Source organism: Neobacillus drentensis, from assembly GCF_036962125.1.
In the GTDB taxonomy this organism is placed as follows: domain Bacteria; phylum Bacillota; class Bacilli; order Bacillales; family Cytobacillaceae; genus Neobacillus; species Neobacillus drentensis_B.
On sequence record NZ_JBALOA010000008.1, the window covers coordinates 124,841 to 148,639 of the forward strand.

22 protein-coding genes and 1 riboswitch are annotated in these 23,799 nt (G+C 42.5%); of the genes, 2 read left to right on the forward strand and 20 right to left on the reverse strand.

The genetic code is table 11. The features are described from left to right. Positions 1-11: 11 nt before the first annotated feature. From ligA to V7121_RS08995, 6 genes are all read right to left on the reverse strand, one after another. Complete coding sequence (ligA, locus tag V7121_RS08970) at positions 12-2,021, reverse strand: NAD-dependent DNA ligase LigA (protein WP_335494808.1); 2,010 nt, start codon at positions 2,019-2,021, stop codon at positions 12-14. 63 nt (positions 2,022-2,084) lie between these two features. Beyond that, positions 2,085-4,361: a DNA helicase PcrA gene (gene pcrA / locus V7121_RS08975; protein ID WP_335494510.1), complete on the reverse strand. Its 2,277-nt coding sequence runs from the start codon at positions 4,359-4,361 to the stop codon at positions 2,085-2,087. A gap of 70 nt (positions 4,362-4,431) precedes the next feature. Then, positions 4,432-5,115: a heptaprenylglyceryl phosphate synthase gene (locus V7121_RS08980; RefSeq protein ID WP_335494507.1), complete on the reverse strand. Its 684-nt coding sequence runs from the start codon at positions 5,113-5,115 to the stop codon at positions 4,432-4,434. A 172-nt stretch (positions 5,116-5,287) separates the two neighbouring features. Beyond that, complete coding sequence (locus tag V7121_RS08985) at positions 5,288-5,602, reverse strand: YerC/YecD family TrpR-related protein (RefSeq protein WP_335494504.1); 315 nt, start codon at positions 5,600-5,602, stop codon at positions 5,288-5,290. A 33-nt stretch (positions 5,603-5,635) separates the two neighbouring features. Beyond that, the gene (locus V7121_RS08990) at positions 5,636-6,682 is read right to left on the reverse strand and encodes a DUF3048 domain-containing protein (RefSeq protein WP_335494501.1); all 1,047 of its coding nucleotides are present in this window, start codon (positions 6,680-6,682) and stop codon (positions 5,636-5,638) included. A 76-nt stretch (positions 6,683-6,758) separates the two neighbouring features. Beyond that, positions 6,759-8,504, reverse strand: coding sequence for an adenine deaminase C-terminal domain-containing protein (locus V7121_RS08995; RefSeq protein WP_335494498.1), 1,746 nt, complete (start codon positions 8,502-8,504; stop codon positions 6,759-6,761). A 169-nt stretch (positions 8,505-8,673) separates the two neighbouring features. Here V7121_RS08995 and V7121_RS09000 point away from each other — a divergent pair, with 169 nt between their 5' ends. Both V7121_RS09000 and V7121_RS09005 read left to right on the forward strand, forming a co-directional pair. Beyond that, positions 8,674-8,979 (forward strand): YgaP family membrane protein, encoded by a 306-nt coding sequence (locus V7121_RS09000; RefSeq protein ID WP_335494495.1) that lies wholly within the window; start codon positions 8,674-8,676, stop codon positions 8,977-8,979. Positions 8,980-9,184: 205 nt separating this feature from the next. Further along, positions 9,185-9,298 carry an EYxxD motif small membrane protein gene (locus V7121_RS09005; RefSeq protein ID WP_335494492.1) on the forward strand — a complete coding sequence of 38 codons (114 nt, stop codon included), beginning with the start codon at positions 9,185-9,187 and terminating at the stop codon, positions 9,296-9,298. On the opposite strand, the gene purD is transcribed toward V7121_RS09005, so the two are convergent. From purD to V7121_RS09075, 14 genes are all read right to left on the reverse strand, one after another. Beyond that, complete coding sequence (gene purD / locus V7121_RS09010; protein WP_335546398.1) at positions 9,295-10,569, reverse strand: phosphoribosylamine--glycine ligase; 1,275 nt, start codon at positions 10,567-10,569, stop codon at positions 9,295-9,297. The two genes, V7121_RS09005 and purD, sit on opposite strands and share 4 nt — an antisense overlap. 18 nt (positions 10,570-10,587) lie before the next feature. Further along, positions 10,588-12,126 (reverse strand): bifunctional phosphoribosylaminoimidazolecarboxamide formyltransferase/IMP cyclohydrolase, encoded by a 1,539-nt coding sequence (gene purH / locus V7121_RS09015; RefSeq protein WP_335546400.1) that lies wholly within the window; start codon positions 12,124-12,126, stop codon positions 10,588-10,590. Beyond that, on the reverse strand, positions 12,101-12,703 hold the full coding sequence (purN, locus tag V7121_RS09020; RefSeq protein WP_335494484.1) for a phosphoribosylglycinamide formyltransferase: 603 nt from the start codon (positions 12,701-12,703) through the stop codon (positions 12,101-12,103). The genes purH and purN overlap by 26 nt, the downstream gene beginning before the upstream one ends. Beyond that, positions 12,700-13,734 (reverse strand): phosphoribosylformylglycinamidine cyclo-ligase, encoded by a 1,035-nt coding sequence (gene purM, locus V7121_RS09025; RefSeq protein ID WP_335546402.1) that lies wholly within the window; start codon positions 13,732-13,734, stop codon positions 12,700-12,702. The genes purN and purM overlap by 4 nt, the downstream gene beginning before the upstream one ends. 15 nt (positions 13,735-13,749) lie before the next feature. Further along, entirely contained in the window at positions 13,750-15,162 is a 1,413-nt protein-coding gene (purF, locus tag V7121_RS09030; RefSeq protein ID WP_335546404.1) for an amidophosphoribosyltransferase, read from the reverse strand. Next, a complete protein-coding gene (gene purL / locus V7121_RS09035; RefSeq protein WP_335546406.1) occupies positions 15,138-17,363 on the reverse strand; it encodes a phosphoribosylformylglycinamidine synthase subunit PurL in 2,226 nt (741 codons plus the stop codon). The genes purF and purL overlap by 25 nt, the downstream gene beginning before the upstream one ends. Next, a complete protein-coding gene (gene purQ / locus V7121_RS09040) occupies positions 17,347-18,030 on the reverse strand; it encodes a phosphoribosylformylglycinamidine synthase subunit PurQ (protein WP_335546408.1) in 684 nt (227 codons plus the stop codon). Before purQ ends, purL begins: the two co-directional genes overlap by 17 nt. Beyond that, positions 18,027-18,281 (reverse strand): phosphoribosylformylglycinamidine synthase subunit PurS, encoded by a 255-nt coding sequence (gene purS / locus V7121_RS09045; protein ID WP_335546410.1) that lies wholly within the window; start codon positions 18,279-18,281, stop codon positions 18,027-18,029. The genes purQ and purS overlap by 4 nt, the downstream gene beginning before the upstream one ends. Beyond that, complete coding sequence (gene purC / locus V7121_RS09050; RefSeq protein WP_335546412.1) at positions 18,274-18,987, reverse strand: phosphoribosylaminoimidazolesuccinocarboxamide synthase; 714 nt, start codon at positions 18,985-18,987, stop codon at positions 18,274-18,276. The genes purS and purC overlap by 8 nt, the downstream gene beginning before the upstream one ends. 343 nt (positions 18,988-19,330) lie before the next feature. Then, positions 19,331-20,629 (reverse strand): adenylosuccinate lyase, encoded by a 1,299-nt coding sequence (gene purB, locus V7121_RS09055; RefSeq protein WP_335494468.1) that lies wholly within the window; start codon positions 20,627-20,629, stop codon positions 19,331-19,333. A 3-nt stretch (positions 20,630-20,632) separates the two neighbouring features. Further along, positions 20,633-21,781: a 5-(carboxyamino)imidazole ribonucleotide synthase gene (gene purK, locus V7121_RS09060; RefSeq protein ID WP_335494466.1), complete on the reverse strand. Its 1,149-nt coding sequence runs from the start codon at positions 21,779-21,781 to the stop codon at positions 20,633-20,635. Continuing rightward, positions 21,774-22,262 carry a 5-(carboxyamino)imidazole ribonucleotide mutase gene (purE, locus tag V7121_RS09065; protein ID WP_335546414.1) on the reverse strand — a complete coding sequence of 163 codons (489 nt, stop codon included), beginning with the start codon at positions 22,260-22,262 and terminating at the stop codon, positions 21,774-21,776. The genes purK and purE overlap by 8 nt, the downstream gene beginning before the upstream one ends. A 127-nt stretch (positions 22,263-22,389) precedes the next feature. Next, a riboswitch (purine riboswitch) is annotated at positions 22,390-22,491 on the reverse strand. 88 nt (positions 22,492-22,579) lie between these two features. After that, the gene (locus tag V7121_RS09070; RefSeq protein ID WP_335494461.1) at positions 22,580-22,777 is read right to left on the reverse strand and encodes an NETI motif-containing protein; all 198 of its coding nucleotides are present in this window, start codon (positions 22,775-22,777) and stop codon (positions 22,580-22,582) included. 26 nt (positions 22,778-22,803) lie between these two features. Beyond that, the gene (locus tag V7121_RS09075) at positions 22,804-23,661 is read right to left on the reverse strand and encodes a mechanosensitive ion channel family protein (protein WP_335494807.1); all 858 of its coding nucleotides are present in this window, start codon (positions 23,659-23,661) and stop codon (positions 22,804-22,806) included. Positions 23,662-23,799 lie beyond the last annotated feature (138 nt).

Here is a 23,799-nt window from a genome sequence, read left to right on the forward strand (position 1 = left end):
CGTAACACCTCTTATTTATTTAATTCAGCTAGGAGCCTCTCCTCGTCCCATACTTCGATTCCTAGTTCTTGTGCTTTAGTTAATTTTGAACCCGCATCCTCGCCTGCGATGACAAGATGGGTTTTTTTGCTGACACTACCAGCAACATTGCCGCCAAGTGCCTCAATTTTCTCTTTTGCTTCGTTTCTGGATAATTGCTCCATCTTGCCCGTTAAAACAATGGTCTTGCCTGCAAAGATGGAATCGGACTCCTCAGCGGCAACCGGCCGTGGTCCCTTGTATTCCATATTGACGCCAGCAGCAACTAATTCGTTAATTAACTCCACTGCCTCTTCTTTTTCAAAATAAGCAACAATCGAGTCAGCCATTTTATCACCGATCTCATTAATGGCAAGTAAATCATCTTTCGTAGCCCGCGCCAGATGATCCATTGAACCAAATTGTTGGGCTAATGTTTTTGCGGCTTTGGCACCGACATGACGGATCCCTAATCCAAATAATAGCTTTTCTAGTGAATTATCTTTCGAAATCTCAATGGCTTTAATGAGGTTTGTAGCCGATTTTTCGCCCATTCTTTCAAGAGCTAGCAGCTGGTCACGGGTCAGTTTATAAATGTCAGCTACATCAGCAATTAGCTTTTCAGCAAAAAGCTGGCTGATCACCTTTTCTCCAAGCCCTTCAATATTCATCGCCACTCTAGAAACAAAATGGATTAATCCTTCGCGAAGTTGCGCCGGACATTTAGGGTTTATACAACGCAGGGCCACTTCGCCTTCCAAACGGACAAGTTCGCTTTCACATTCAGGACAATGCGTTGGCATGTGGAATTCGATTTCTTCACCGGTACGTAGGTCAGCCAAAACATTGACTACCTCTGGAATAATGTCCCCTGCTTTTTTTACAACAACCTTATCACCCAGCTTGATATCCTTTTCTCGGATTAAATCTTCATTATGCAAAGAGGCGCGTTGGACTGTGGTCCCAGCTACTTTGACCGGCTCAAGAATCGCCGTCGGTGTAATGACGCCTGTTCTCCCTACACTTAACTCGATATCCAAAAGGGTGGTGACCACTTCTTCGGCAGGGAACTTATAGGCAATTGCCCAGCGCGGACTTTTGGCTGTTGTTCCGAGCACTTCCTGTTGAGCGTAAGAATCAACCTTTATGACGATACCGTCAATCTCATAAGCAAGATGCGGACGTTTTTCGACCCAGCTAGTCACATATTCAATCACTTCATCAATGGACGCACAACTTCTCCGCTCTTGATTGGTTTTAAAGCCGAGTCGATCCAAGTAATCAAGTCCTTCACTGTGAGAATCAATCCCGCTATTTTCACTGAGATTACCGATTCCATATAAAAAGACATCCAACCTTCTTGCGGCAGCTATTTTCGGATCTAGTTGTCTAAGCGACCCTGCCGCTGCATTTCTTGGGTTCGCAAACAGCTCCTCACCGCGCTTTTCTCGTGCCTGGTTTAGGGCTTCAAACGAACGTTTTGGCATGTAGGCTTCCCCGCGGACCTCCAGCGATACATTTTCACGGAGACGAAGCGGAACGGATTTAATGGTTTTTATATTTGCTGTAATATCCTCACCAATCGTCCCATCCCCACGAGTTGCCCCTTGAATGAATAGTCCGTCTTCATACCTTAGAGAGACAGCTAGGCCGTCTATTTTTAACTCACATACATAGGAAAAATCATCACCGACTACTTGACGGACGCGGCGATCAAAATCTCTTAAATCTTGCTCATTAAAGGCATTGCCTAGACTAAGCATCGGTGTGCGGTGCTCTACCTTTTCAAATACATCGAGCACGGTACCACCAACCCTTACTGACGGAGAATCAGTAGTTTTGAGCTGTGGGAACTGTTCCTCAAGTTCGATCAGTTCGTGCATTAACTTGTCATATTCCGCATCTGGTACAGATGGTTTGTCTAAAACATAGTATTCATAGCCATAGTGGTTTAACAGGCTGCTTATTTCTGTTATTCTCTTTTCTGCACTTGGAAGGTCCATATATTCAGTCCTTTCATTTAGCATAATCTATTCTACTAGGTATGTTGATTTCCGCTCCAGGCACTACGCTTTTGTTATTGGAGCGAATTTGGCTAACAGGCGTTTGATGCCAACTGGGCTTGGGAAAGCAATATCTAACTCTGTTCCTTCCCCTTGGCCTTTTACGCTTACAACGGTTCCGGTGCCCCATTTTCCGTGTTGGGCTTTATCGCCCACCTTCCAGCCGGTTTCATCACCAGAGGCTGCTGTGGATACTGGTCGCATCACTGGTTTTCTAGGTGAAGCCGGTGTACTAAATGACGTTTTCGGTGTTCCGAATGCGGAAGTTCCTCGAGCAGAACCGAAAGATTTTCCTGCTGATCCAAATGGTGAGCTCATTCTTTTCTCAGCCGGTTCGACACCTTCAAGCAAGTCAGCCGGAATTTCGTTAATAAAGCGGGATGGTGGATTCATATTGGTTCGTCCAAATAATGTCCTCATTTGTGCATTTGTCAAAAACAACGTCTGCTCCGCTCTTGTAATTCCTACATAAGCAAGACGGCGCTCCTCTTCCATTTCCACTTCTTCCATCAACGAACGGCTATGAGGGAACACCCCTTCCTCCATTCCAATTAAGAAGACAACCGGAAATTCCAACCCTTTTGCAGAGTGCAGGGTCATGAGCGTAATAGAATCGACTTTTTCCTGCTTGTCTTCATCGAGGGAATCAATATCAGCAACAAGAGCTAAATCCGTTAAAAAGGCAACTAGACTTTTATCTTCACTTGAATCCTCAAAGGCTTTTGTAACAGATAGTAACTCCTCAAGGTTTTCGAGGCGACTTTGTGCTTCCAATGATTTTTCCGCCTTCAACATTTCACGGTAGCCCGTTTTATCTAGTACTTCTTCAACGAGTTCTGTGACAGAAAGATACTCTTGCATATTCGTATAATTACCAATTAAATCGCGAAATTCCCGCGCTGCTTTGGTGATTTTCGGGCTTAGTCCTAACAATTCCACAGATTCAAGGGCTTGATAAATCGATATATCATGCATAGCCGCAAAATCAGCCATTTTATCGACTGAGCTTGAGCCAATCCCGCGCTTTGGTACATTGATGATTCGGCGTAAGCTAATATCATCATCAGGATTAGAGATCAAACGTAAATATGCAAGCATATCCTTGATTTCTTTTCTGTCATAGAACTTTGTTCCGCCGACAATCGAGTATTCAATATTCGATTTAAGGAGTACTTCCTCCATTACACGGGACTGAGCATTCGTACGATAAAGAATGGCAATGTTAGAAAACTTATACTCACCGTTACGTGTTAACTCTTTAATTTTTCCAGCCACGAATTGTGCTTCGCCCTGCTCACTGTCCGCACGGTAATAAACGAGTTTATTCCCCTCAGGATTTTCGGTCCAAAGGTTCTTCGCTTTCCGGTTCATATTGTTCTCAATCACTTTATTTGCAGCTAAAAGAATCCTTTTTGTCGAGCGGTAATTTTGCTCTAGTAAAATTACCGTTGCATTGGGATAATCTTTTTCAAATGAAAGGATATTAGCAATATCCGCTCCGCGCCAACGATAGATGGATTGGTCTGAATCCCCTACCACACATAAGTTTTTAAACCGGCTCGCCAGCTGTTTCACTAACAGATACTGCGCTTTATTCGTATCCTGATACTCATCGACATGGATATATTGAAACTTGCGCTGGTAATATTCGAGTACATCTGGAACCCGTCTAAATAATTGAATCGTCATCATGATGAGGTCATCAAAGTCTAGGGCCTGATTCTTTCGTAATCGCTTCTGGTATTCTTCATACACCTGGCCCGCGATATCTTCAAAATATCCTCCGCCCGTCTTTTTATACTCCTCAGGTTCAATCAACTCATTTTTAGCGGAGCTGATTGTCCCTAAGATGGCACGTGGATCAAACTTCTTCGGATCAATATTTTTTTCCTTAAGGATCGTTTTCACCACGGATAGCTGATCGGTTGAATCAAGAATGGTAAAATTACGGTTAAAACCGATACGGTCAATATCCCTGCGCAAAATTCGTACACACATCGAGTGAAAGGTCGAAATCCAAATTTCTTCAGCCGCTCCGCCCATCATTTTTCCAATTCGCTCTCTCATTTCTCGAGCCGCTTTATTAGTAAATGTAATCGCCAAAATATTATAAGGATTTACCCTTTTTTCCACAATTAAATAGCCAATTCGATGGGTCAATACTCTTGTCTTACCGCTTCCGGCCCCAGCCATGAGTAACAGCGGTCCATCGGTTGCCTTGACAGCACTTTGCTGTTCTGGATTCAAACCGTTTAATAACTTATCAGTTAAATATTGCATACTATACACCACCATTACAAACATTTGTTCTTATTTTATCTTAACGTGTTTCTATCATATAAGCAATTTTCTATCGACTAATTTTCACAGTTTCTAATGCTAGTTCAAAATTTTCATAAACTGCGTTTCCGACCACAATCACGTCAGCATACTTGGCCACTTCTTCTGCCTGATCAATGGTTGATATGCCACCACCATAGAAGAGAGTCGTTTTTTCTAGTGATTTTTTCACGTCCGCCACTAGATTAACATCCCCATAAGTCCCGCTATATTCTAAATAAAAAATGGGCAGCTGGAACATTTTTTCTGCCATAACTGCGTAGGCCTTAACCTCTTCGACGGTTACATTTGTATTCGCACTAGTCAGTTTTGCCGCTTTGCAGTCTTCATTCAAAATACAATAGCCTTCCATAACAATTTCTTCCCAATCCATAATTTCACCAAATTCCTTAACAGCTTGGTGGTGAAGCCCCGTAATCCATTTCGTATCACTGCTGTTTAAAATGGTGGGAATAAAATAAAGGTCAAACCCAGGTGTAACGGTCTCGATTGTAGAAACTTCAAGGACACATGGTACGGAAAATCTGCGAATCCTTGCCATTAAATCTAGGACATTTTCTATAGTAATCCCATCTGTGCCGCCTACGATGATTGCATCCGTTCCAGACTCACAGATTTTTTCTAAATGTTCTTCTGATAATTCTTTATTTGGGTCGAGTTTAAACACATGCCGCCACTCGCGAAAATCATACATCAAAAAGGTCCTCCCACATCATAATTCCATTACACCATTATAGCACTAGCGGATTCGATAAAAAAACAAAACAGTAAATCTAAATTTACCCAACTAAAAAGCGGAAGCTCCTTGCTCAGGTGCTTGAGCTGGTTTCAAAAAGAAAAACCGAAGAGCGTTCTCTCCGGCTTGTTTATTGCTGTTCAGTTGAATGGGTATCATTTTTAATTCGTTCAAGCACCATTTCATAGGTATCATTTCCGTAATTCAAACAACGTTTCACTCGTGAAATCGTTGCAGTGCTCGCACCCGTTTCTGTTTCAATTTTATGATACGTATTTCCTTCACGAAGCATCCTTGCCACATCAAGACGTTGTGCTAATGATTGAATTTCATTAATTGTACACAAATCGTCAAAGAAGCGATAGCATTCTTCAAGATCATTTAATGAAAGGACGGCTTGAAATAATTGATCAAGCTCTTTTCCTCGTAATTTATTTATTTGCATATTGTTTACCCCTTTAAAAGATAAAATGTCTATTTAGTTTACACCTAATGATACAGTCTTTTGAAGACCTGGATTAGTTGGAACCACATTGATCCATGTTTTGCCTGGAACCAGTGGAATTTCTTCCCCATTTTTGACAGGGACAATTTCACCGTTTTTATTCTTCCATTCGACTTGGTTTACTTTTCCCTTTTGGAGCAGATACGCTTTGCCGCCAGACTTAAAATCAATTTCCCGGCGTCCATAGGAATCAATAAACCGATGCGTTGTTTCGATAATAAAGATATTATCGACTAAAACAGGCTCTTTCGTATTTAAATCAACCGTTTGTTCACCGCCTGAAAACCGCTTATACTTTCCTGCGGCCGCATCAAATTCAAACCTGGAATTGGAAATTCCGCCCTTCGAATAAGTAATCTTCACAGTTTTTGCATCTGTACCGGTTATATTCTTAGCTTCTTCCTCTGTGAAAAACTTATAGGGGGCTGGGCCTTTTGCCATCGAGTAGTTCTTCTTTTTTGCACCCTTTAAAATATTTTCATACGTAATATAGGAGTTATGAGGTGCTTTTCGTGTCTTTGATCGTTTAAATAGCGTACCGTCATAGACCATGCCATTTAAATTATCAATATAATTACTATTAAGCAGTTTCTTCGCTTCTGGGCTCCAGCCATGGGCAATGTAAAGAGCATTCAGTCCTTTGGCCAAATCAATATAATAATCCCGTGCACTCCGGACCGGACCTATATTGTCGGGCTTTTCGCTCTGAAATACTGCGAGGAAGCGAGTGATATCCCCTTCTGCAAGGATTTCATACACAAGGTCCGCCTTGTTTAGACCTGATTGCGGTCTTGCTTTTGGATGATTATTAATCATCACTGCTACGGCTCTTCCCTCTGTGCTTGTTTCAGATCCAATCCCTGTTAAAGGATAAAAATAGGGGTCAGCCTGTTTCTCTTCCGGCTTTTTTGTCTCCGTTTGAGTGACTGTTTTTTCCTTTTTAACTGGTTCTTTTTCCTTATTACTGCACCCCGAAAGCAGTAATAAGAAAGCCATCACGAAAACAACCCATTTTTTCATTTTCATGAACACCTCTATTTACCTTCATTCTATTACTTCAAAACTTTCACGCTTTAATCCTTTACTTACTAACAGTTTAACGCATTATTGACGGAAAGAGTACTGTTTTATTCATCACGTCATACATTCCCTGCGGAGTAATCCGGATGTACGGCAAATGTGTCGCAGAAAAGAAAGCCAGACTGTAAATCGGATCAGAAAATTTGTAGCCTCTATTTCTTAACTCAACAAGCAGCTGTTTTTCCAGGCTAATTAATTCCTCAATCGAAAGGTTTGACATGATTCCGTGTAAAGGCAATGGAACCTCGCAAACTACTTGATTATCTTCTACCATCACAATGCCGCCGCCCAATTCTTTCATTCTATTAAAAGCATGGAGCATATCTTGTTTATTTTTTCCTATTAGAATAATATCTCCTGTATTGGAATAGGAACTGGCTAAGGCTGATAAGGTAGTCGCAAATCCTTTTAAAAGTGTATTCACTCTCCACTTGCCATTTCGATCCATCAATGTAAAAAAGCATTCATCATTAGTGGATGACAATTCATCTTCTGACGCATCGATTGAGATTGAATATGGTTTTGTGATGACGGCATTTTCCATCTTGATTCCAAATGGCATTGAAAATTGCAAATCATCTAAGTTTAATTCCCAATCCACTGCTAGTGGTTGAAGCCCATATTCATCCCAACTAATCGGTGAATAGGCATCAACGACAGGTTTTCCATCCCTTTTCACCCATTTACCCTTCGCAAGAACAGACACAGGTGTAGGATTTTCAACGGTAGCTAAAAAGTTGATATTGGCCACACGCCCCGTTGCAATATTCCCATGAAGGTGGTCAATATTGTAATAGCGGGCAATATTGACGGTCGCCATATTATAGGCATCAATGACAGGAACACCTTTTTCAATCGCAATACGAATCATCGCATCAGTTACTCCTTGTTCGTAGAAAGTCGAGGATGCCCCGTCTGTATTAAACATTAATCGATCATAAGCATCAATGCCTAATCGTTTCATATCATCCAGGATCTGAGGCAAATCAGGACGAATCGATGAATACCTTAAAGACACCATATACCCTTGCATCAAACGGTTATAAACCTCTTCACCTGTCATCGCTTCATGGTCAGAATCCGCACCAAGCAGCCTCATTTTGGCCAATGTTTTTTCCGAAGCTCCAGGGAAATGACCTTCAATCTGCTTGCGCATTCGTTTTGCTTCCTGAATCCAATGGAGCATCATATCATCGCCATCAAGCAGTTTTGGCCACCCAGTCAATTCTCCTCCTTGAAGAACTGCATCGTGCTCAAGCCATGATTTAACATTACTATGTGAAAATATCTCTTCTTCATTCAAAATTTCCGTTTGTGAATCAAAACGGCTCCACCAAAACATTGTGGAGGGAATCGAACGAAGGTCTTTTAGCAATGAAAACGCTTCCCTTTTTTTCAAATGTAAAAAAAGCGCCATATTATCATTGATTAACGTTGTCGTTCCAAACTGTGATGCATAGGCCGCAAGCGTTAGGGGATTATATAATTGAAACGGATGGGCATGTGGTTCAATATAACCAGGAACAAGAATCTCATTGGTGCAATCAATGATTTCACAGTTTTCAAGGTGTGTTGGCAAGTTTTCACCCACATAAACAATCCGGTCTTCATAAATCCAAATATTTGCTCTCAACCACTTACGAAACGTCTGATTTAAATACAAGGCGTTTTTCAATAAAATGGTTGGAGACGTTTTTCCATCTAATACGGAAACATGCATCCTTAAGTTTTTATTTTTCCAGCGGTAGCGTTGTTCCAGCATACGTCTTCCTCCCCTTTCAAAAAAACTATCTATATAATAATAAGTTGATTTAACAACAAAGAAAGCCCTTACAAAAAATTAACTTTAGATACAATACTATCATATTTTACTGTTTAACGCATTAAAGAATTGATAATTAATGTAAACATTTTGTGAAGGAGTGAACAATGTGAATGTGAAACCAAATATAAGTATGATTAACGCGCTAATCAGGATTACGCTTGGATTAACCATCCTTTCCTGGACCACTTCAAAGCTGGTCAAGCAGCCATGGCGGGATTCTTATTTGTTTGTTGCCCTTTGTGGCGCCATGAAGGTGGCTGAAGGGATTGTCCGGTTTTGTCCACTCACTGCATTATTTGAAAAATATCAGTGCATGATCACTGAGCACGATCACGCTATGGATTCAAGGGATTCAATGGAAGGACTTAATGACCATAAAGGCGAGGAAATTCTGCCTTATAATCCTACTTAAGTTGAGATTTGTAAATTTTTCACATTTATTGTAAAAATAATTGTAATTTTGGTCTAAAAACTCAGGATTTCGTAAAAATAATTGAAATCTTAGTTGAAAAGCTCAATATTTTGTTTAAATAACTCACCGAACCGATAATTATCTTTATGTAGCTAAAAAAGAGCTGGCCCTTTGCGGGTCAGCCCTTGATTGGAGTTGATTATTCATGTTTTTGGAGTATCTAACCGACATGTCGTTCGTGATAATTGCCATTATCGGCAGCATTGTGGCACTTCTTTATGCTTTTATCCGCCGCACAGGTAAAAGAGGAGCCCGTTAGCGTGTCACGGGGTAAATTGCTTTTGCCCCGATATCTCTTCGATAAAATACACCATCAGACGTTAACTTTTCGAGTTCGAGATACACCTTTTCGCGAGCCTCGACTAAACTTTCAGCCTTTGCACCAACTAAAAGCACCCTGCCCCCGGCCGTGACAAACTCACCTTGATCATTTTGGTCAGTGCCAGCATGAAAAGTATAGACCTCTTGCTGATTTAAATCTGCCAAACCTGTTAGTACAGCTCCTTTTTCATAAGCCTCCGGGTACCCTTTCGCGGCCACAACCGCACCAATCATCGATTGCTCATCCCATTCCAAAACCGGCGCACCATCATTTAAAAGCTCGATAATGACCTGCACTAAATCTGATTTTAACCTTGGTAATACCACTTGTGTTTCAGGATCACCAAAACGTGCATTAAATTCAATCACTTTTGGGCCTTCATTTGTTTTAATCAATCCCGCATAGAGGACGCCGCAAAAACTTCTGCCTTCTTGAACCATCGCTTTAGCGGCTGGTAAAAGGACCGTTTCAACCGCCGTTTGAACTGTTTCTGCGCCAATCTGAGGAACAGGAGAATAAGCTCCCATCCCGCCCGTATTGGGACCAAGGTCTCCATCATAGGCCCGTTTATGGTCCTGAGCAATTTCAAGCGGCACCACAACTTCCCCATTTACTAAAGCCATCAATGAAAATTCTTCACCGTCTAAAAACTCTTCAATTACCACTTGAGAAGAGGCAGCACCGAATTTCGCATCAATCAGCATTTCTTCAAGGCTCTGGAGTGCCACATCTTTCGTAAGTGCAACCGTAACGCCTTTTCCTGCTGCCAAACCGTCTGCTTTAATGACAATCGGTGCCCCTTTTTCTTCCACATAGTTTCGAGCATCCTCATAGTTGGTGAACACAGCATAATCGGCTGTTGGAATTTGATATTTCTTCATTAGTTCTTTTGCGAATGACTTGCTGCCTTCAATTTCTGCTGCTGCCGCCCGCGGACCGAAGACAGCCAACCCAGCCGCTTCAAATTTGTCCGCCAACCCTTCTAGCAAAGGAACCTCTGGACCGATGATTGTCAAGCCTACATGGTTCGCTATGGCATATTGAAGCAGTTGTTCATGTTCTGACTCTTCAATCGAGATCCGCTCAGCTACATCTGTCATCCCGATATTCCCAGGGGCAACAAATACTCTTTCTACTTGTAGGCTTTCACTTATTTTTCGGCAAATCGCATGTTCTCGACCGCCGCGCCCGATAACCAGTACGTTCATTCGAATGACCTCCACCGATTAATGTTTGAAATGTCTTACGCCCGTAAACACCATGGCAATCCCATATTCATCTGCTTTTTTTATTGAATCTGCATCACGGATGGAGCCGCCTGGTTGAATAATTGCTGTAATTCCTGCCTTTGCCGCCGCCTCGACAGTATCATCCATTGGGAAAAAGGCATCTGATGCTAGGGCTGCTCCCTCAGCTTTTGAACCTGCTTGCTTAAGGGCAATTTCCGCCGCGCCAACTCGGTTCATCTGACCGGCACCAATTCCGATCGTCATGTCCTCGCTCGTCAACACAATCGCATTTGACTTCACGTGTTTAACAACCTTCCAGCCAAGCTTTAATGCTTCCCATTCTGCATCTGTCGGTTGTCTTTTCGTTGCAATCGTGACATTGGCGTCTTCCAACGTGAACCGGTCCTGATCTTGAACGAGCAATCCGCCTTCAATCGTTGTCATTTTTCGCTCGATTTTTTTAGTTTCATTAAACGGAATCGTTAACAGGCGAAGGTTCTTTTTCCCTGTAAGGATCGCTAACGCTTCCTCTGAAAATGATGGTGCAATAATAATCTCTAAGAATATTTCATGAAGTTTGCCAGCAGTTTCGGCATCTACTTCGCGGTTAAAGGCAATGATACCGCCAAAAATAGATACAGGATCTGCAGCAAATGCTTTAGTGAACGCTTCAAAGCTCGTTTTTCCTGTTCCTACCCCGCACGGATTCATATGCTTTACGGCTACTGCCGCAGACTCCGTAAACTCCTTTACAATCTGCAGGGCTGCATCGGCATCATTAATATTGTTGTAGGAAAGCTCTTTGCCATGTAGCTGCACAGCATTAGCAATCGAGAAGGTTGAGCCGAGTGGCTTTTTATAAAAAGCTGCTTGTTGATGTGGATTTTCTCCGTAACGAAGGGTTTGGTTTAATTCATATGTAACCGTTAATTTTTCAGGGTTCTCCTCTTCTGCCAAATGGGTCATGTATTCTGCAATTAAGGCATCATAAGCGGCGGTGTGTCGGAACACTTTCGCTGCAAGCTTTCTTCTCGTTTCAAACGTTGTTGCGCCATCAGCCTTCAATTCATTAATAACCGTCTGGTAATCAGTCGGATCAACAACCACGGTTACATATTGGTAGTTTTTTGCCGAAGCACGCAGCATGGTAGGTCCGCCGATATCAATGTTTTCAATCGCATCGGCAACCGTAACATCCGGTTTGGCAATGGTTTGTTGGAACGGATATAGATTGACGCAAACTAGTTGAATCGCTTGAATCCCATGCTCGGCTAACTGCTGTTGATGCTCGGCCTCATCTTGTTTTGCGAGCAAGCCGCCATGAATGAAAGGATTTAATGTTTTAACGCGGCCTTCTAAGATTTCTGGAAAACCTGTTACCTCACTAACACTAAGGACAGGGATCCCCTGCTCTTGGAGAGCCTTTTTTGTGCCTCCTGTGGAAATCAATTCATATCCAAGACTGACTAATTCCTTTGCGAATTCTGTTATTCCATTTTTATCAGAAACACTAATGAGCGCGCGCTTTTGTGTCATTGATTACATCTCCTTGTGTTAATAGCATTTGAAGTACGGATGGATAAAGCTTATGTTCGCATTTCTGTATTTTTCGTTGCAGGCTCTCTCTTGTCTCATTTTCGTCAAGTCGAACCCGCTCCTGAATAATAATCGGACCTGTATCCATACCCTCATCAACAAAATGGATGGTCACACCGCTCCACTTCACTTTAGCGGCTAATGCCTGCCCAATCGCATCCTTGCCTGGAAAAGCTGGAAGCAGGGATGGGTGGATATTGACGATTCTTCCCTTATACTCAGTTAACAATTTCGGACCAATCAACCGCATGTATCCTGCCAAGACAATAAATTCTACGCCGCTTGCTTTTAAATGGGCTAAAATTTCCTCTTCATAATGTTCCTTACTAGAATAATCCTTTGCGGTAAAAACAAAACTTGGAATCCTCGCTGCTTCCGCTCTTTCAATCGCAAAAGCACCCGGTTTGTCGCAAACTAACAGAGAAATATCCGCATCAAGTTGTCCAGATTGGACGACATCAATAATTGCTTGGAAATTACTTCCGCTCCCTGATGCAAACACCGCTATCTTTCTCATAGGCGGCCACCCTGAGCCTTGATTTCAATCCCTTTATTTTCAGTGACCACTCCGATTTCATAAGCGGTTTCCCCAGATTGTCTAAAATGTTCTAAAAGATCCGCTGCATTATTACGGTCAACAGCAATAACCATCCCGATACCCATGTTAAAAATATTATACATCTCTTGGTAATCAATTTGTCCATGGGAAGAAATTAGTTTGAACACAGGTGGAATCTCCCAGCTTTTTTCATTCAATTCTGCTCCGAGACCTTCTGGCAACATCCGCGGAATGTTTTCAATAAATCCTCCGCCTGTGATATGAGCCATTCCCTTTATTGGAACCTTTTTTAACGCAGACAAAATCGGTTTCACATAAATCTTTGTTGGCTTGAGTAATTCTTCTCCTAATGTACACCCGAGTTCATCGACAAAATCTAGTAACGGCCAGTCATTAAACACTTTTCGAACAAGGGAATAACCATTGCTGTGAATACCGCTCGAGGCTAAGCCAATCAGCACATCACCTGCTTGAATCGTTTCGCCTGTGATAAGTTGTGATTTCTCACATGCCCCCACCGTAAATCCAGCTAAATCGTATTCACTTTCACTATATAAACCAGGCATTTCAGCCGTTTCACCGCCGATGAGCGCACAGCCGGCCTGCTGACATCCGTCCGCAATCCCTTTAACAATCGCCTCAATCTTTTCAGGCACGGCTTTGCCACAGGCAATATAATCTAGGAAAAACAAGGGCTCTGCTCCTTGAACCACAATATCATTAACACACATGGCGACCGCATCAATTCCAATCGTATCATGCTGGTCCATCCAAAAGGCAATCATCAACTTCGTACCTACCCCATCGGTACCTGACACCAAAACCGGTTCCTTTAGTTGTAATGCAGATAAATCAAACATGCCTCCAAATCCACCTAAGCTGCCAAGGACGCCAGCCCGGGCTGTTTTTTGAACATGCTTTTTCATTCTCTCCACCGCTTCATAGCCTGCTTCGATATTCACACCTGCTTGCGTATATGCATTGGCCACGCTGCTCGCCCCTTTCTACTTTTGATAATAATATTGGAGTGTATCCGGATAAATTTCGGTTGGGTAGTTCCCTGTAAAACATCCTAGGCAATAGCCGCTTGTACCGTCCCCGTCCTTTTTACCGATTGCTTCGATCATCCCCTCCACGCTAATAAACGTGAGAGTATCCGCCCCAATCAGCTGCCTCATTTCCTCGATGGATTTATCGGAGGCTATTAGTTCTTCTTTCGTTGACGTGTCAATCCCATAGAAGCATGGATTTTTAATCGGAGGTGATGTAATGACAACATGGACCTCTGTGGCTCCCGCATCTTTTAGCATGGTGACAATCCGCTTGCTAGTTGTTCCCCGAACAATCGAATCATCAACCATGACGACACGCTTTCCTTCGACAACTCCTCGTACAGGGGAAAGCTTCATCTTGACTCCTTGCTCCCTTAACGACTGCGAAGGCTGGATGAACGTTCTGCCGACATAGCGGTTCTTAATTAATCCCATCTCATAGGGAATACCTGCCGCTTCTGCATAGCCAATTGCTGCTGAAATACTGGAATCCGGGACACCCGTGACAACGTCGGCTTCAAACGGCGCTTCAATTGCCATTCTTTTTCCGAGGTTTTTGCGGGCAGTATGGACATTTATCCCTTGAATGTTACTGTCAGGCCTTGAAAAATAAATATATTCCATCATACAAATTGCTTTCGTGGAACTGACCGCGAATTGTTCAGAAGTGATGCCCTGATTATTGATGATTAAAAGTTCCCCTGGGCGAATATCGCGAATATATTCTGCACCAATCACATCAAAAGCACAGGTTTCCGATGCGACTACATAGGCATCACCAAGACATCCGAGTGAAAGTGGTCTTAAGCCGTGCGGATCAAGAGCTACCATCAATTCGTCTTCTGTCATAATTAGGTAGGCATACGCCCCTTTTAGCATCGAGAGCGCGTTTTTAGCACGGTCCTTTGAATCGGAGTATCCGCTTCTTTTCATTAGGTGCGCTAATACTTCCGTATCCGAACTCGTTTGAAAGATGCTCCCTTGGGCCTCAAGCTGATGTTTTAATGAATTTACGTTAACCAAGTTACCATTATGGGCCAAGGCAAGGCTTCCTGTTTGTGAATGGAATAGGAGCGGCTGAACATTTTCATAACCGCCGCCTCCTGCTGTTGCATAACGAACATGACCGATGGCTGATGTGCCTGTCAGTTCCTTCATCGCTTCTGTGGTAAAAATTTCAGCAACTAGCCCTTCCCCTTTTACCCCTTTAAGCTGTTTGCCATCTGAGACCACAATTCCTGTCCCCTCCTGGCCGCGATGCTGCAGGCTGTGAAGTCCGTAATAGGTCAGCTGCGCTGCATCCTGATGTCCCCAGACACCAAAGATGCCGCACTCTTCATTTAATCCCTTGATTTCAGGAAGCATGGGATCGCCCCTTTCCAGGCATCTTTCAATTCTTCAATCGAAGCTTCAAGGACCGTTGACTCACCATTTGTGATTTGTAGTTTCGCTGAGTCATTCACTGTTCCAATTTGTACTGCATCTACTAAACTTTCAAACTCACTCTTATTCTCTTCTTTTACTGTTAAAAGAAAACGAGATTGTGTTTCACTGAATAAAGCTGAAACCGAATTTCCAGCGATATCTACTTGTGCACCAAGCTGTTCATTCGCGAAAAGACATTCCGCTAATGCAACCGCTAAACCGCCTTCTGATAAATCATGCGCTGATTCCACTACTCCTGCACGAATCGCCGCAAGCACCTGGTTTTGTCTTTCTTTTTCAATCATTACATTTAATGCAGGGGCTTTACCGAATACTTTTCCGTTCAAAAGCTTTTGCAGCTCACTTCCGCCGAATTCATCCTTTGTTTCCCCTACTAAATAAATAAGGTCACCGTTCTGTTTGAAGTGCTGTGTGGTAATATGATCAAGATCTGTTACTAAACCAACCATCCCTACTACAGGTGTTGGATAGATCGCTGTTCCACTCGTTTCGTTATATAAAGAAACGTTCCCGCCGATAACAGGGGTCTCAAGGACGCGGCACGCTTCGCTCATGCCGTCAGCTGCTTTTTCAATCTGCCAGAACACTTCTGGCTTTTCCGGGTTACCGAAATTTAAGTTGTCAGTGATAGCTAAAGGTTCTGCGCCAGAACAAACTATATTACGAGCCGCTTCGGCAACAGCAATTTTTCCGCCTACTTCCGGATCCAGATAGACATAGCGGGAATTACAATCGGTTGTCATTGCCAGCGCTTTTCGTGTGCCGCGAATTCTTACAACCGCTGCATCAGAACCTGGTGAAACGACCGTGTTTGTGCGCACCATGTAGTCATACTGTTCATAAACCCATTCCTTGCTAGCTACCGTTGGCTGGCTTAACAGGCTTACGAGCGTTCCTTTCAAATCATCGACCTGAGGAACTTCATTTTCCATCGCTTGGAATTCAGCGAAATAGCTTGGTTCTTTTGATGGCTTATGGTAAACCGGTGCTTCTTCCGCTAAGGCATCAGCCGGAACATCCGCCACGATTTCTCCTTGATGGAAAAGGCGCATCTGTTTATCGCTAGTCACCGTGCCAATCCCAACGGCTTCTAAACCGTATTTTTCAAAAAGCTCAACGATTTCTTGCTCTCTTCCCTTTTTAACAACGATAAGCATCCGTTCCTGGGACTCAGACAGCATCATTTCGTAGGCAGTCATTCCTGTTTCACGCTGCGGCACCAAGTCTAAATTCATCTCAATACCCATTCCAGCCTTGCTGGCCATTTCTGCAGATGAACTAATAAGTCCCGCCGCCCCCATGTCTTGAATTCCAACTAGGGCATCACAATGAATCAGTTCTAGGCAAGCTTCTAACAACAACTTCTCCATGAATGGATCGCCGACTTGAACCGCCGGACGGTCTTCACTTGATTGTGCTGTTAATTCCTCTGAAGCGAAGGTGGCACCATGGATTCCGTCACGGCCTGTTTTTGCCCCAACATACATCACTGTATTTCCTTCACCATGGGCTTGCCCTTTTTTGATGTCTTTATGGTCGATGAGACCCACACACATCGCATTCACGAGCGGGTTCCCTTCATAACATGGGTCGAACTGAATTTCTCCGCCAACAGTTGGGATTCCAATACAGTTTCCATAGCCGGCAATCCCTGCTACGACCTCTTTAAATAAATAGCGAACACGGGCAGAATCTAGTTCCCCAAAACGAAGCGAGTTTAACATCGCAATTGGACGTGCACCCATTGAGAAAACATCACGGATAATCCCGCCAACACCCGTTGCTGCTCCCTGGTAAGGTTCAATTGCTGATGGATGATTGTGACTTTCTATTTTAAAAACAACGGCCTGTTCATCGCCGATATCGACGATACCAGCACCCTCTCCGGGTCCTTGAAGTACCCGTTCACCTGTAATAGGGAATTTTTTTAGAATAGGCTTTGAATTTTTATAACTGCAGTGCTCCGACCACATAACCGAAAAAAGTCCTGTTTCGGTATAGTTCGGTGTGCGGCCAAGAATGTTTTCAATCAGTGCAAATTCTTCGTCGGACAAACCCATTTGCTGATAAACTTTTTCTGCTTTAATCTGAGTAGGATTTGGTTCAAGCGTTGACAACATGTGCTTCCCTCCAAGCTTTTACAATCGATTGGAACATCTTTAAACCATCGGCACTGCCGAGCAATTCATCTACGGCTCTTTCTGGATGAGGCATCATTCCAAGGACATTGCCTTTTTCATTGATGATTCCGGCGATATCGGCAAGGCTACCGTTCGGGTTCTGATTATAGGTAAAGACGATTTGCTTCTTTTCTTTCAGTTTCGCGAGTGTTTCCTCGTCACAATAGTAGTTTCCTTCACCGTGGGCAACAGGGATGATGATGGTTTGGTTAGGTTCATAGGCATTGGTAAACATCGTTTGGTTGTTTTCCACCTTTAATTCCACCGGTTTGCAAATAAACGATAGGCTTTCATTTCGTCTCATTGCACCCGGCAGTAAGCCAGCTTCGAGCAGAATTTGAAATCCGTTACATACGCCAAGAACCGGCTTACCTGCTTCTGCCGCTTTGATAACTTCCTTCATGACATTACTGAATCTAGCAATCGCACCTGTGCGTAAATAGTCCCCATAAGAAAAGCCGCCTGGCAGCAAAATTCCATCAAACTCTTCTAAACTGTCAGAATCATGCCAGACATATTCCACTTGTTCTCCAAGTTCATCTTGAATGGCATGGAACATATCAACGTCACAATTGGATCCTGGGAAGACGATGACGGCAAATTTCACAGCGTAACACACTCCTCTATCTCGTAACGATAATCTTCAATAACAGGGTTAGCTAAAACGTTCGTACAGATTTCATTAACAACTTCATTAATATCCCGCTCTGATTTCTCGATCGTTAATTCCATATATTTACCGATTCGTACATCGGCTACTTCCTTATAGTTTAGTGAGTTTAGTGAGTTGGTTACTGCTTTCCCTTGAGGGTCTAATACACTTTCTCTTAATGTGACAAAAACCTTTACTTTATACATGCTGATGTCCTCCCAATCTCGCTAAAATATTTTCATAGGCATCTGTTAAACTTCCTAAATCACGACGGAATACATCCTTATCGAGCTTTTCATTGGTTTCCTTATCCCACAGCCTGCAGGTGTCAGGAGAAATTTCATCGGCTAAAATTATTGTGCCTTCAGTGTCTTTGCCAAACTCAAGTTTGAAATCGATAAGACGTATGCCAAGGTCAGTGAAAAAGCTTGATAAGACTGTATTAATTTGGAGGGCCTTTTCTCGTAAAATTGCCGTCTCCTCAGCTGTTGCCACTTGCAATTCAAGGATGTGATCAATGGTTAGGAGCGGATCTCCAAGTTCATCATTTTTCAGGTAAAACTCAACCATAGGAGTAGATAACTCGCGGCCCTCTTCAATCCCTAATCTTTTTGCCAGGCTTCCTGCCGCGATATTGCGTACCACTACTTCAAGGGGAATGATCGAGACTTTTTTAACCAGTTGTTCCGTTTCAGATACACGCTTGATAAAGTGGGATTCAATCCCCTGTTCTTTAAGTTTTAAAAATAATAAACTAGTAATCTCGTTATTGAGACGGCCCTTTCCAGTTATGTCCGCCTTCTTTTGTCCGTTATAGGCAGTCGCTGAATCCTTATACTCAACCAAAACAATCTGTTCCTCTTCTGTTGCATAAATTCGTTTCGCTTTTCCTTCGTATAGTAATTCACTCATCACAGCTCACTCCTATTCGCAATATTGGGAATTTTTCTGATAGTAAGTTACCTAAAATCGATTTTTAGATTACCAATAAATCACTATTGTCTACCTTAACTCATACTTTTTCTTAGTATGGGTAGACAATAACCCGTATTGACTACCCATAACTCATTTTTTTCTCTAGTTCGGTAGACAATAACCCGTATTGTCTACCCAAACTAAATCTTTTTCTCTAGTTCCGTAGACAATAACCCGTATTGTCTACCCAGAACTCATTTTTTTCTCTAGTCCGGGCGTCAATAACCCCTATTGACTACCCAGAACTCATTTTTTTCTCTAGTTCGGGCGTCAATAGCCCTTACTCATTCAATCCTAAGCGCTCAAAAATGGTATCTACATGCTGCAAATGGTAGTTATAATCAAAGCAATCAGCAATTTCAGCACTTGATAGCAGGGATGTAATTTTTTCCTCTGCTTCAATTAAGCCGCGGAAAGGAACTTGCTTTTCCCATGCTTCCATCGCCTTAGGCTGAACCGTGTCATACGCTTCTTCGCGTGATAACCCCTTATCAATTAGTGCAAGCAACACACGCTGGGAATAAATCAACCCAAGAGTACGATCCATGTTTCGTTTCATATTCTCTGGATAAACGGTTAAGTTCTTCACAATGTTTCCAAAGCGATTCAACATATAATTCAACGCAATCGTGGCATCTGGTAGGATAATTCGTTCTGCAGAAGAATGAGAGATGTCACGTTCATGCCAAAGCGGCACATTCTCATAGGCAGTCATCATATAGCCGCGGATCACACGGGCTAATCCGGTCATATTTTCCGAACCAATTGGATTGCGTTTATGCGGCATGGCCGAAGAACCTTTTTGTCCTTTTGCAAAAAACTCTTCCACCTCACGCGTTTCACTCTTTTGCAATCCGCGAACTTCCACCGCAAATTTTTCAATTGAAGTGGCAATCAATGCAATTGTCGACATATAGTGCGCATGGCGGTCACGCTGTAATGTCTGCGTCGAAATCGGGGCTGCTCCCAGACCCAATTTTTCACATACATACTGCTCTACAAATGGGTCAATATTGGCATAGGTTCCAACAGCACCCGAGATTTTTCCAAACTCCACACCCGCTGCCGCTTGCTTAAACCGCTCAAGGTTCCGTTTCATTTCTTCGTACCATAAGGCAAGTTTCAAACCAAACGTGGTAGGTTCGGCATGCACGCCATGAGTACGGCCCATCATTACTGTAAACTTATGTTCAATTGCTTTATTTTTTAAAATCTCAATAAAGTTTTCGATGTCCTTTTGTAAAATGGCATTGGCCTGCTTTAATACATAAGAAAGGGCCGTGTCAACCACGTCCGTTGACGTTAAGCCGTAATGAACCCATTTTCGTTCCTCACCTAGGGTTTCTGAGACGGCACGGGTAAACGCGACAACATCATGTCTTGTTTCTTCCTCAATCTCCTTAATACGGTCAATATTAAAGGAAGCATTTTCTCGAAGCTTCTTAACATCTTCTTTTGGAATATCGCCTAGTTCCGCCCAAGCCTCACAAGCAAGTATTTCTACCTCAAGCCAAGCATTAAAGCGGTTTTCCTCCGTCCAAATTGCACCCATTTCCGGTCTAGTATAACGATCAATCATGTTTTATCCCCCGATCTTTTCTTTTGCTCTCTTCCAAATGCTGCTGTTGCTAATTTCTGAAAGTGCCGCTTCGACACTCTCCCGTAAAATCGTCACATGGCCCATTTTTCGTTTTACCTTTGCCTCTTTTTTTCCATATAAATGAATCTTCCAGTCATTTACTGTTGGAATTTCCTTATATAGTTGATCAAGATGCTCTCCTAATAGGTTGACCATAACAGCCGGTTTTAATAGCCCCGTGCTCCCTAACGGCCAATTACAAATAGCACGAATATGCTGCTCAAACTGTGACGTTTCACAGGCTTCGATAGAAAAATGTCCTGAATTATGCGGGCGTGGCGCCAATTCATTAATATAAATGGTTCCATCACTAGTCAAAAACATTTCGACAGCCAGCGTCCCGACTAATTGTAACGAATCAGCGAGCTTTTTTGCTAGTTGAACAGCTTCATTCTGTATATCTTTTGAAATTCGCGCTGGAACAATCGTTGTATCTAAAATATTATCTTTATGAATGTTTTCAGCGACAGGCAAAAATGTTGTTTCCCCATCAAGCTTGCGCGTCACGATCACTGAAATTTCTTTTTCAAAAGGTATCCATTTTTCTAATACACAGGCACCATGTTGTAGAAGTGGTTCTCCTTTCGCTAAATCCTGTTGTTCTCGAATCACGAGCTGACCCTTTCCATCATAACCGCCTCTTGCCGTTTTCAGGACTGCTGGGTAACCAATTGTATTAATATTTAAAAATAATTCCTCCAAATGATTGATCACTTCATATGGTGCAACTTTTACACCTGATTGCTGGATAGCCGCTTTCTCCTTTATCCTGTCCTGCGTGATGGTTAACAGACGCGGGCCTTGTGGAACATTCGCTTGGGCACATAACCAGTTTAGTGTATCTGCATCAATGTTTTCAAATTCATAGGTGATGACATCACTAACTTCCGCTAATTTACCGATAGCTTCTCGATCATTATAAGCCCCGATGACCTCAATATCTGCGACTTGTCCGCACGGAGAATCTGCCGTCGGTTCTAAAACAGCAATTCGAAAACCTTGAGCCTTTGCCGCCAGTGCCATCATTCTGCCTAGCTGGCCGCCGCCAATAATTCCGATCGTTGCTCCTGGTAAAATTGTTTGGTTAGACAAGTTGATCACTACTTTCTAGTACCTCTTGTTTAGTGGCTTCTCTTCTTACCGCTATTTTTTCTGCTAGCTCCGCGTCATTCGTTGCTAATATTTGGGCCGCAATTAAACCTGCATTCACTGCCCCCGCCTTGCCTATTGCTACGGTCGCTACTGGTACACCACCCGGCATTTGAACGATGGACAGCAAAGAGTCTAACCCTTTTAATGCCTGTGTTTGGATGGGAACACCGATTACTGGCAAGGTGGTTTGTGCCGCTACCATCCCAGGTAGATGGGCTGCTCCGCCTGCTCCCGCAATAATTACCTTTAAGCCTCTTTCCCTGGCTTCCTTCGCATATGTAAACATCAAATCTGGTGTTCTGTGGGCTGATACTACTTTTTTTTCATAAGCAATTTCAAACTGGTCAAGAACCTCACAGGTATGTTTCATTGATTCCCAATCCGATTTACTCCCCATGATTACTCCTACAAGAATGGACAACAATATTCCCCCTTTTTTTACCCAAATAAAAAGCCCGTAACAAATAGCTTCTCCAAAGAGAAAGCCATTTGTCCGGGCATAGTGGTCGTGCATAATAAAAGTAAGGGTCCCGCCCTTAATCATACCGAACATATTGACTTTCCCTCATAGTCCAATAATTTACGGTTATTGGGTAGAAACTTATGGGCCATATTCCCATGGATATACGAGGGTAAAGATTAATTGTTTAAATCACTCCTATATCTTACAATCAACTCAATCAAGTGTCAACTAATAAATCGAACGTTATTTTTAAATAACACTATATTGTTCGTGTTTTACTGCATTAATGTTCCTTCAAAGATAATTTGACGGGCTACAGGTTCATAAATCGTTTCGTTTCCCTTTTTTACTTCTTGAAATATTGGCTTTTCCGTTCGTCGGATGGGGGTATATCCCAACTTTTTCATTCTATTCAAGCAGTCCTCAATACTTTCATTTTCCTGGACCTCAAATTGCATTTTCTTTTTACCCATTGGAAGTTACTACCTCCCCTTTAGTTTTATTTTCCCTCTTGTAAAACTGCATTTTCCACCTGCCTAAGGAGCATGGTGTCTTCAGCAAGCTTTATTTCATAATCGTAAAGTGTTTGGGCCATAATCCGTCTTGCTCCTTTAGCAGCATCCCAGTAAAAAGCATCATCAACCAGACCTGTGACTGTATATTCTATCCCTCTAAATCCTGCATTAATTGTGGTCATCCCATATACTTTAAACGGCTCCAGTACACAATGGAATTCATCTAATTTTAAACATTCTTTGTGCACCTCGTTTATTTTTTCACAGGCAATCTCCAGGACTTCAAACACCTTTTCTGGATTTTCCCGATAACTTACGACAACTCTTTCAATCACGCGCATTTTCTCGATATTAAAGTTATGTATCTGCTTTACTTCCCCGTTACTGATCGTTAGTACCTTGCCGCTCCATTCCCGAATTTTTACGAATCGTAAACCGATATCAACAACCGTTCCATTAAAGGTATTATTAATGGTGATAAAGTCACCTTTATGTAACTGCTTTTCATAAATTAAAAAAACACCTGAGAGTATATCCTTTATTAAGCTTTGAGCTCCAATTCCGATAATTACTCCGATAACCCCTGCACCAGCGAGGATCCTTCCAAAATTGCTCACATATTGGGAGATGGCAAAAAAGATAAAACTTAGAGTTGCTGTGTATTTCGTTAAAGAACGAATCATGCTTTCAATCGTTTGCTCTTTCCGCTCCTCAATAAAATGGGTCTTTTGAAAAAAGTTATGAACGGTTTGATTGATAATAAAAATAATTAACCTTGCAATGACAGCCGCTAACAAGATGCTTGTCAATTTATAGTGATGCAGCCATTCCATCCAATCCATCCTATCACCCACTTGTCTTCCAATCATGCATAGTGTTTGCAATGTTTGCTGTAAAAACAAGTGGTGGAAAAATAATTTATCATAAACATAAAAAGGACAACCTGAAAAGGTTGTCCTTGAATGTGCCTGGCAACGTCC

Excerpts from the sequence above, each read along its gene's own strand:
- purC (WP_335546412.1), bottom strand. The coding sequence starts at position 18,987 with ATGAGTGAATTACTATACGAAGGAAAAGCGAAACGAATTTATGCAACA.
- purN (WP_335494484.1), bottom strand. The coding sequence starts at position 12,703 with ATGAGAAAGATAGCGGTGTTTGCATCAGGGAGCGGAAGTAATTTCCAA.
- purD (WP_335546398.1), bottom strand. The coding sequence starts at position 10,569 with ATGAACGTACTGGTTATCGGGCGCGGCGGTCGAGAACATGCGATTTGC.
- V7121_RS08990 (WP_335494501.1), bottom strand. The coding sequence starts at position 6,682 with ATGAAAAAATGGGTTGTTTTCGTGATGGCTTTCTTATTACTGCTTTCG.
- V7121_RS08985 (WP_335494504.1), bottom strand. The coding sequence starts at position 5,602 with ATGCAAATAAATAAATTACGAGGAAAAGAGCTTGATCAATTATTTCAA.
- ligA (WP_335494808.1), bottom strand. The coding sequence starts at position 2,021 with ATGGACCTTCCAAGTGCAGAAAAGAGAATAACAGAAATAAGCAGCCTG.
- purH (WP_335546400.1), bottom strand. The coding sequence starts at position 12,126 with ATGACACAAAAGCGCGCGCTCATTAGTGTTTCTGATAAAAATGGAATA.
- V7121_RS09075 (WP_335494807.1), bottom strand. The coding sequence starts at position 23,661 with ATGGATTGGATGGAATGGCTGCATCACTATAAATTGACAAGCATCTTG.
- purF (WP_335546404.1), bottom strand. The coding sequence starts at position 15,162 with ATGCTTCCTGAAATCAAGGGATTAAATGAAGAGTGCGGCATCTTTGGT.
- V7121_RS08995 (WP_335494498.1), bottom strand. The coding sequence starts at position 8,504 with ATGCTGGAACAACGCTACCGCTGGAAAAATAAAAACTTAAGGATGCAT.
- purL (WP_335546406.1), bottom strand. The coding sequence starts at position 17,363 with ATGTTGTCAACGCTTGAACCAAATCCTACTCAGATTAAAGCAGAAAAA.
- V7121_RS09070 (WP_335494461.1), bottom strand. The coding sequence starts at position 22,777 with ATGGGTAAAAAGAAAATGCAATTTGAGGTCCAGGAAAATGAAAGTATT.
- V7121_RS09005 (WP_335494492.1), top strand. The coding sequence starts at position 9,185 with ATGTTTTTGGAGTATCTAACCGACATGTCGTTCGTGATAATTGCCATT.
- V7121_RS08980 (WP_335494507.1), bottom strand. The coding sequence starts at position 5,115 with ATGTATGATTTTCGCGAGTGGCGGCATGTGTTTAAACTCGACCCAAAT.
- purS (WP_335546410.1), bottom strand. The coding sequence starts at position 18,281 with ATGTATAAAGTAAAGGTTTTTGTCACATTAAGAGAAAGTGTATTAGAC.
- purB (WP_335494468.1), bottom strand. The coding sequence starts at position 20,629 with ATGATTGATCGTTATACTAGACCGGAAATGGGTGCAATTTGGACGGAG.
- pcrA (WP_335494510.1), bottom strand. The coding sequence starts at position 4,361 with ATGCAATATTTAACTGATAAGTTATTAAACGGTTTGAATCCAGAACAG.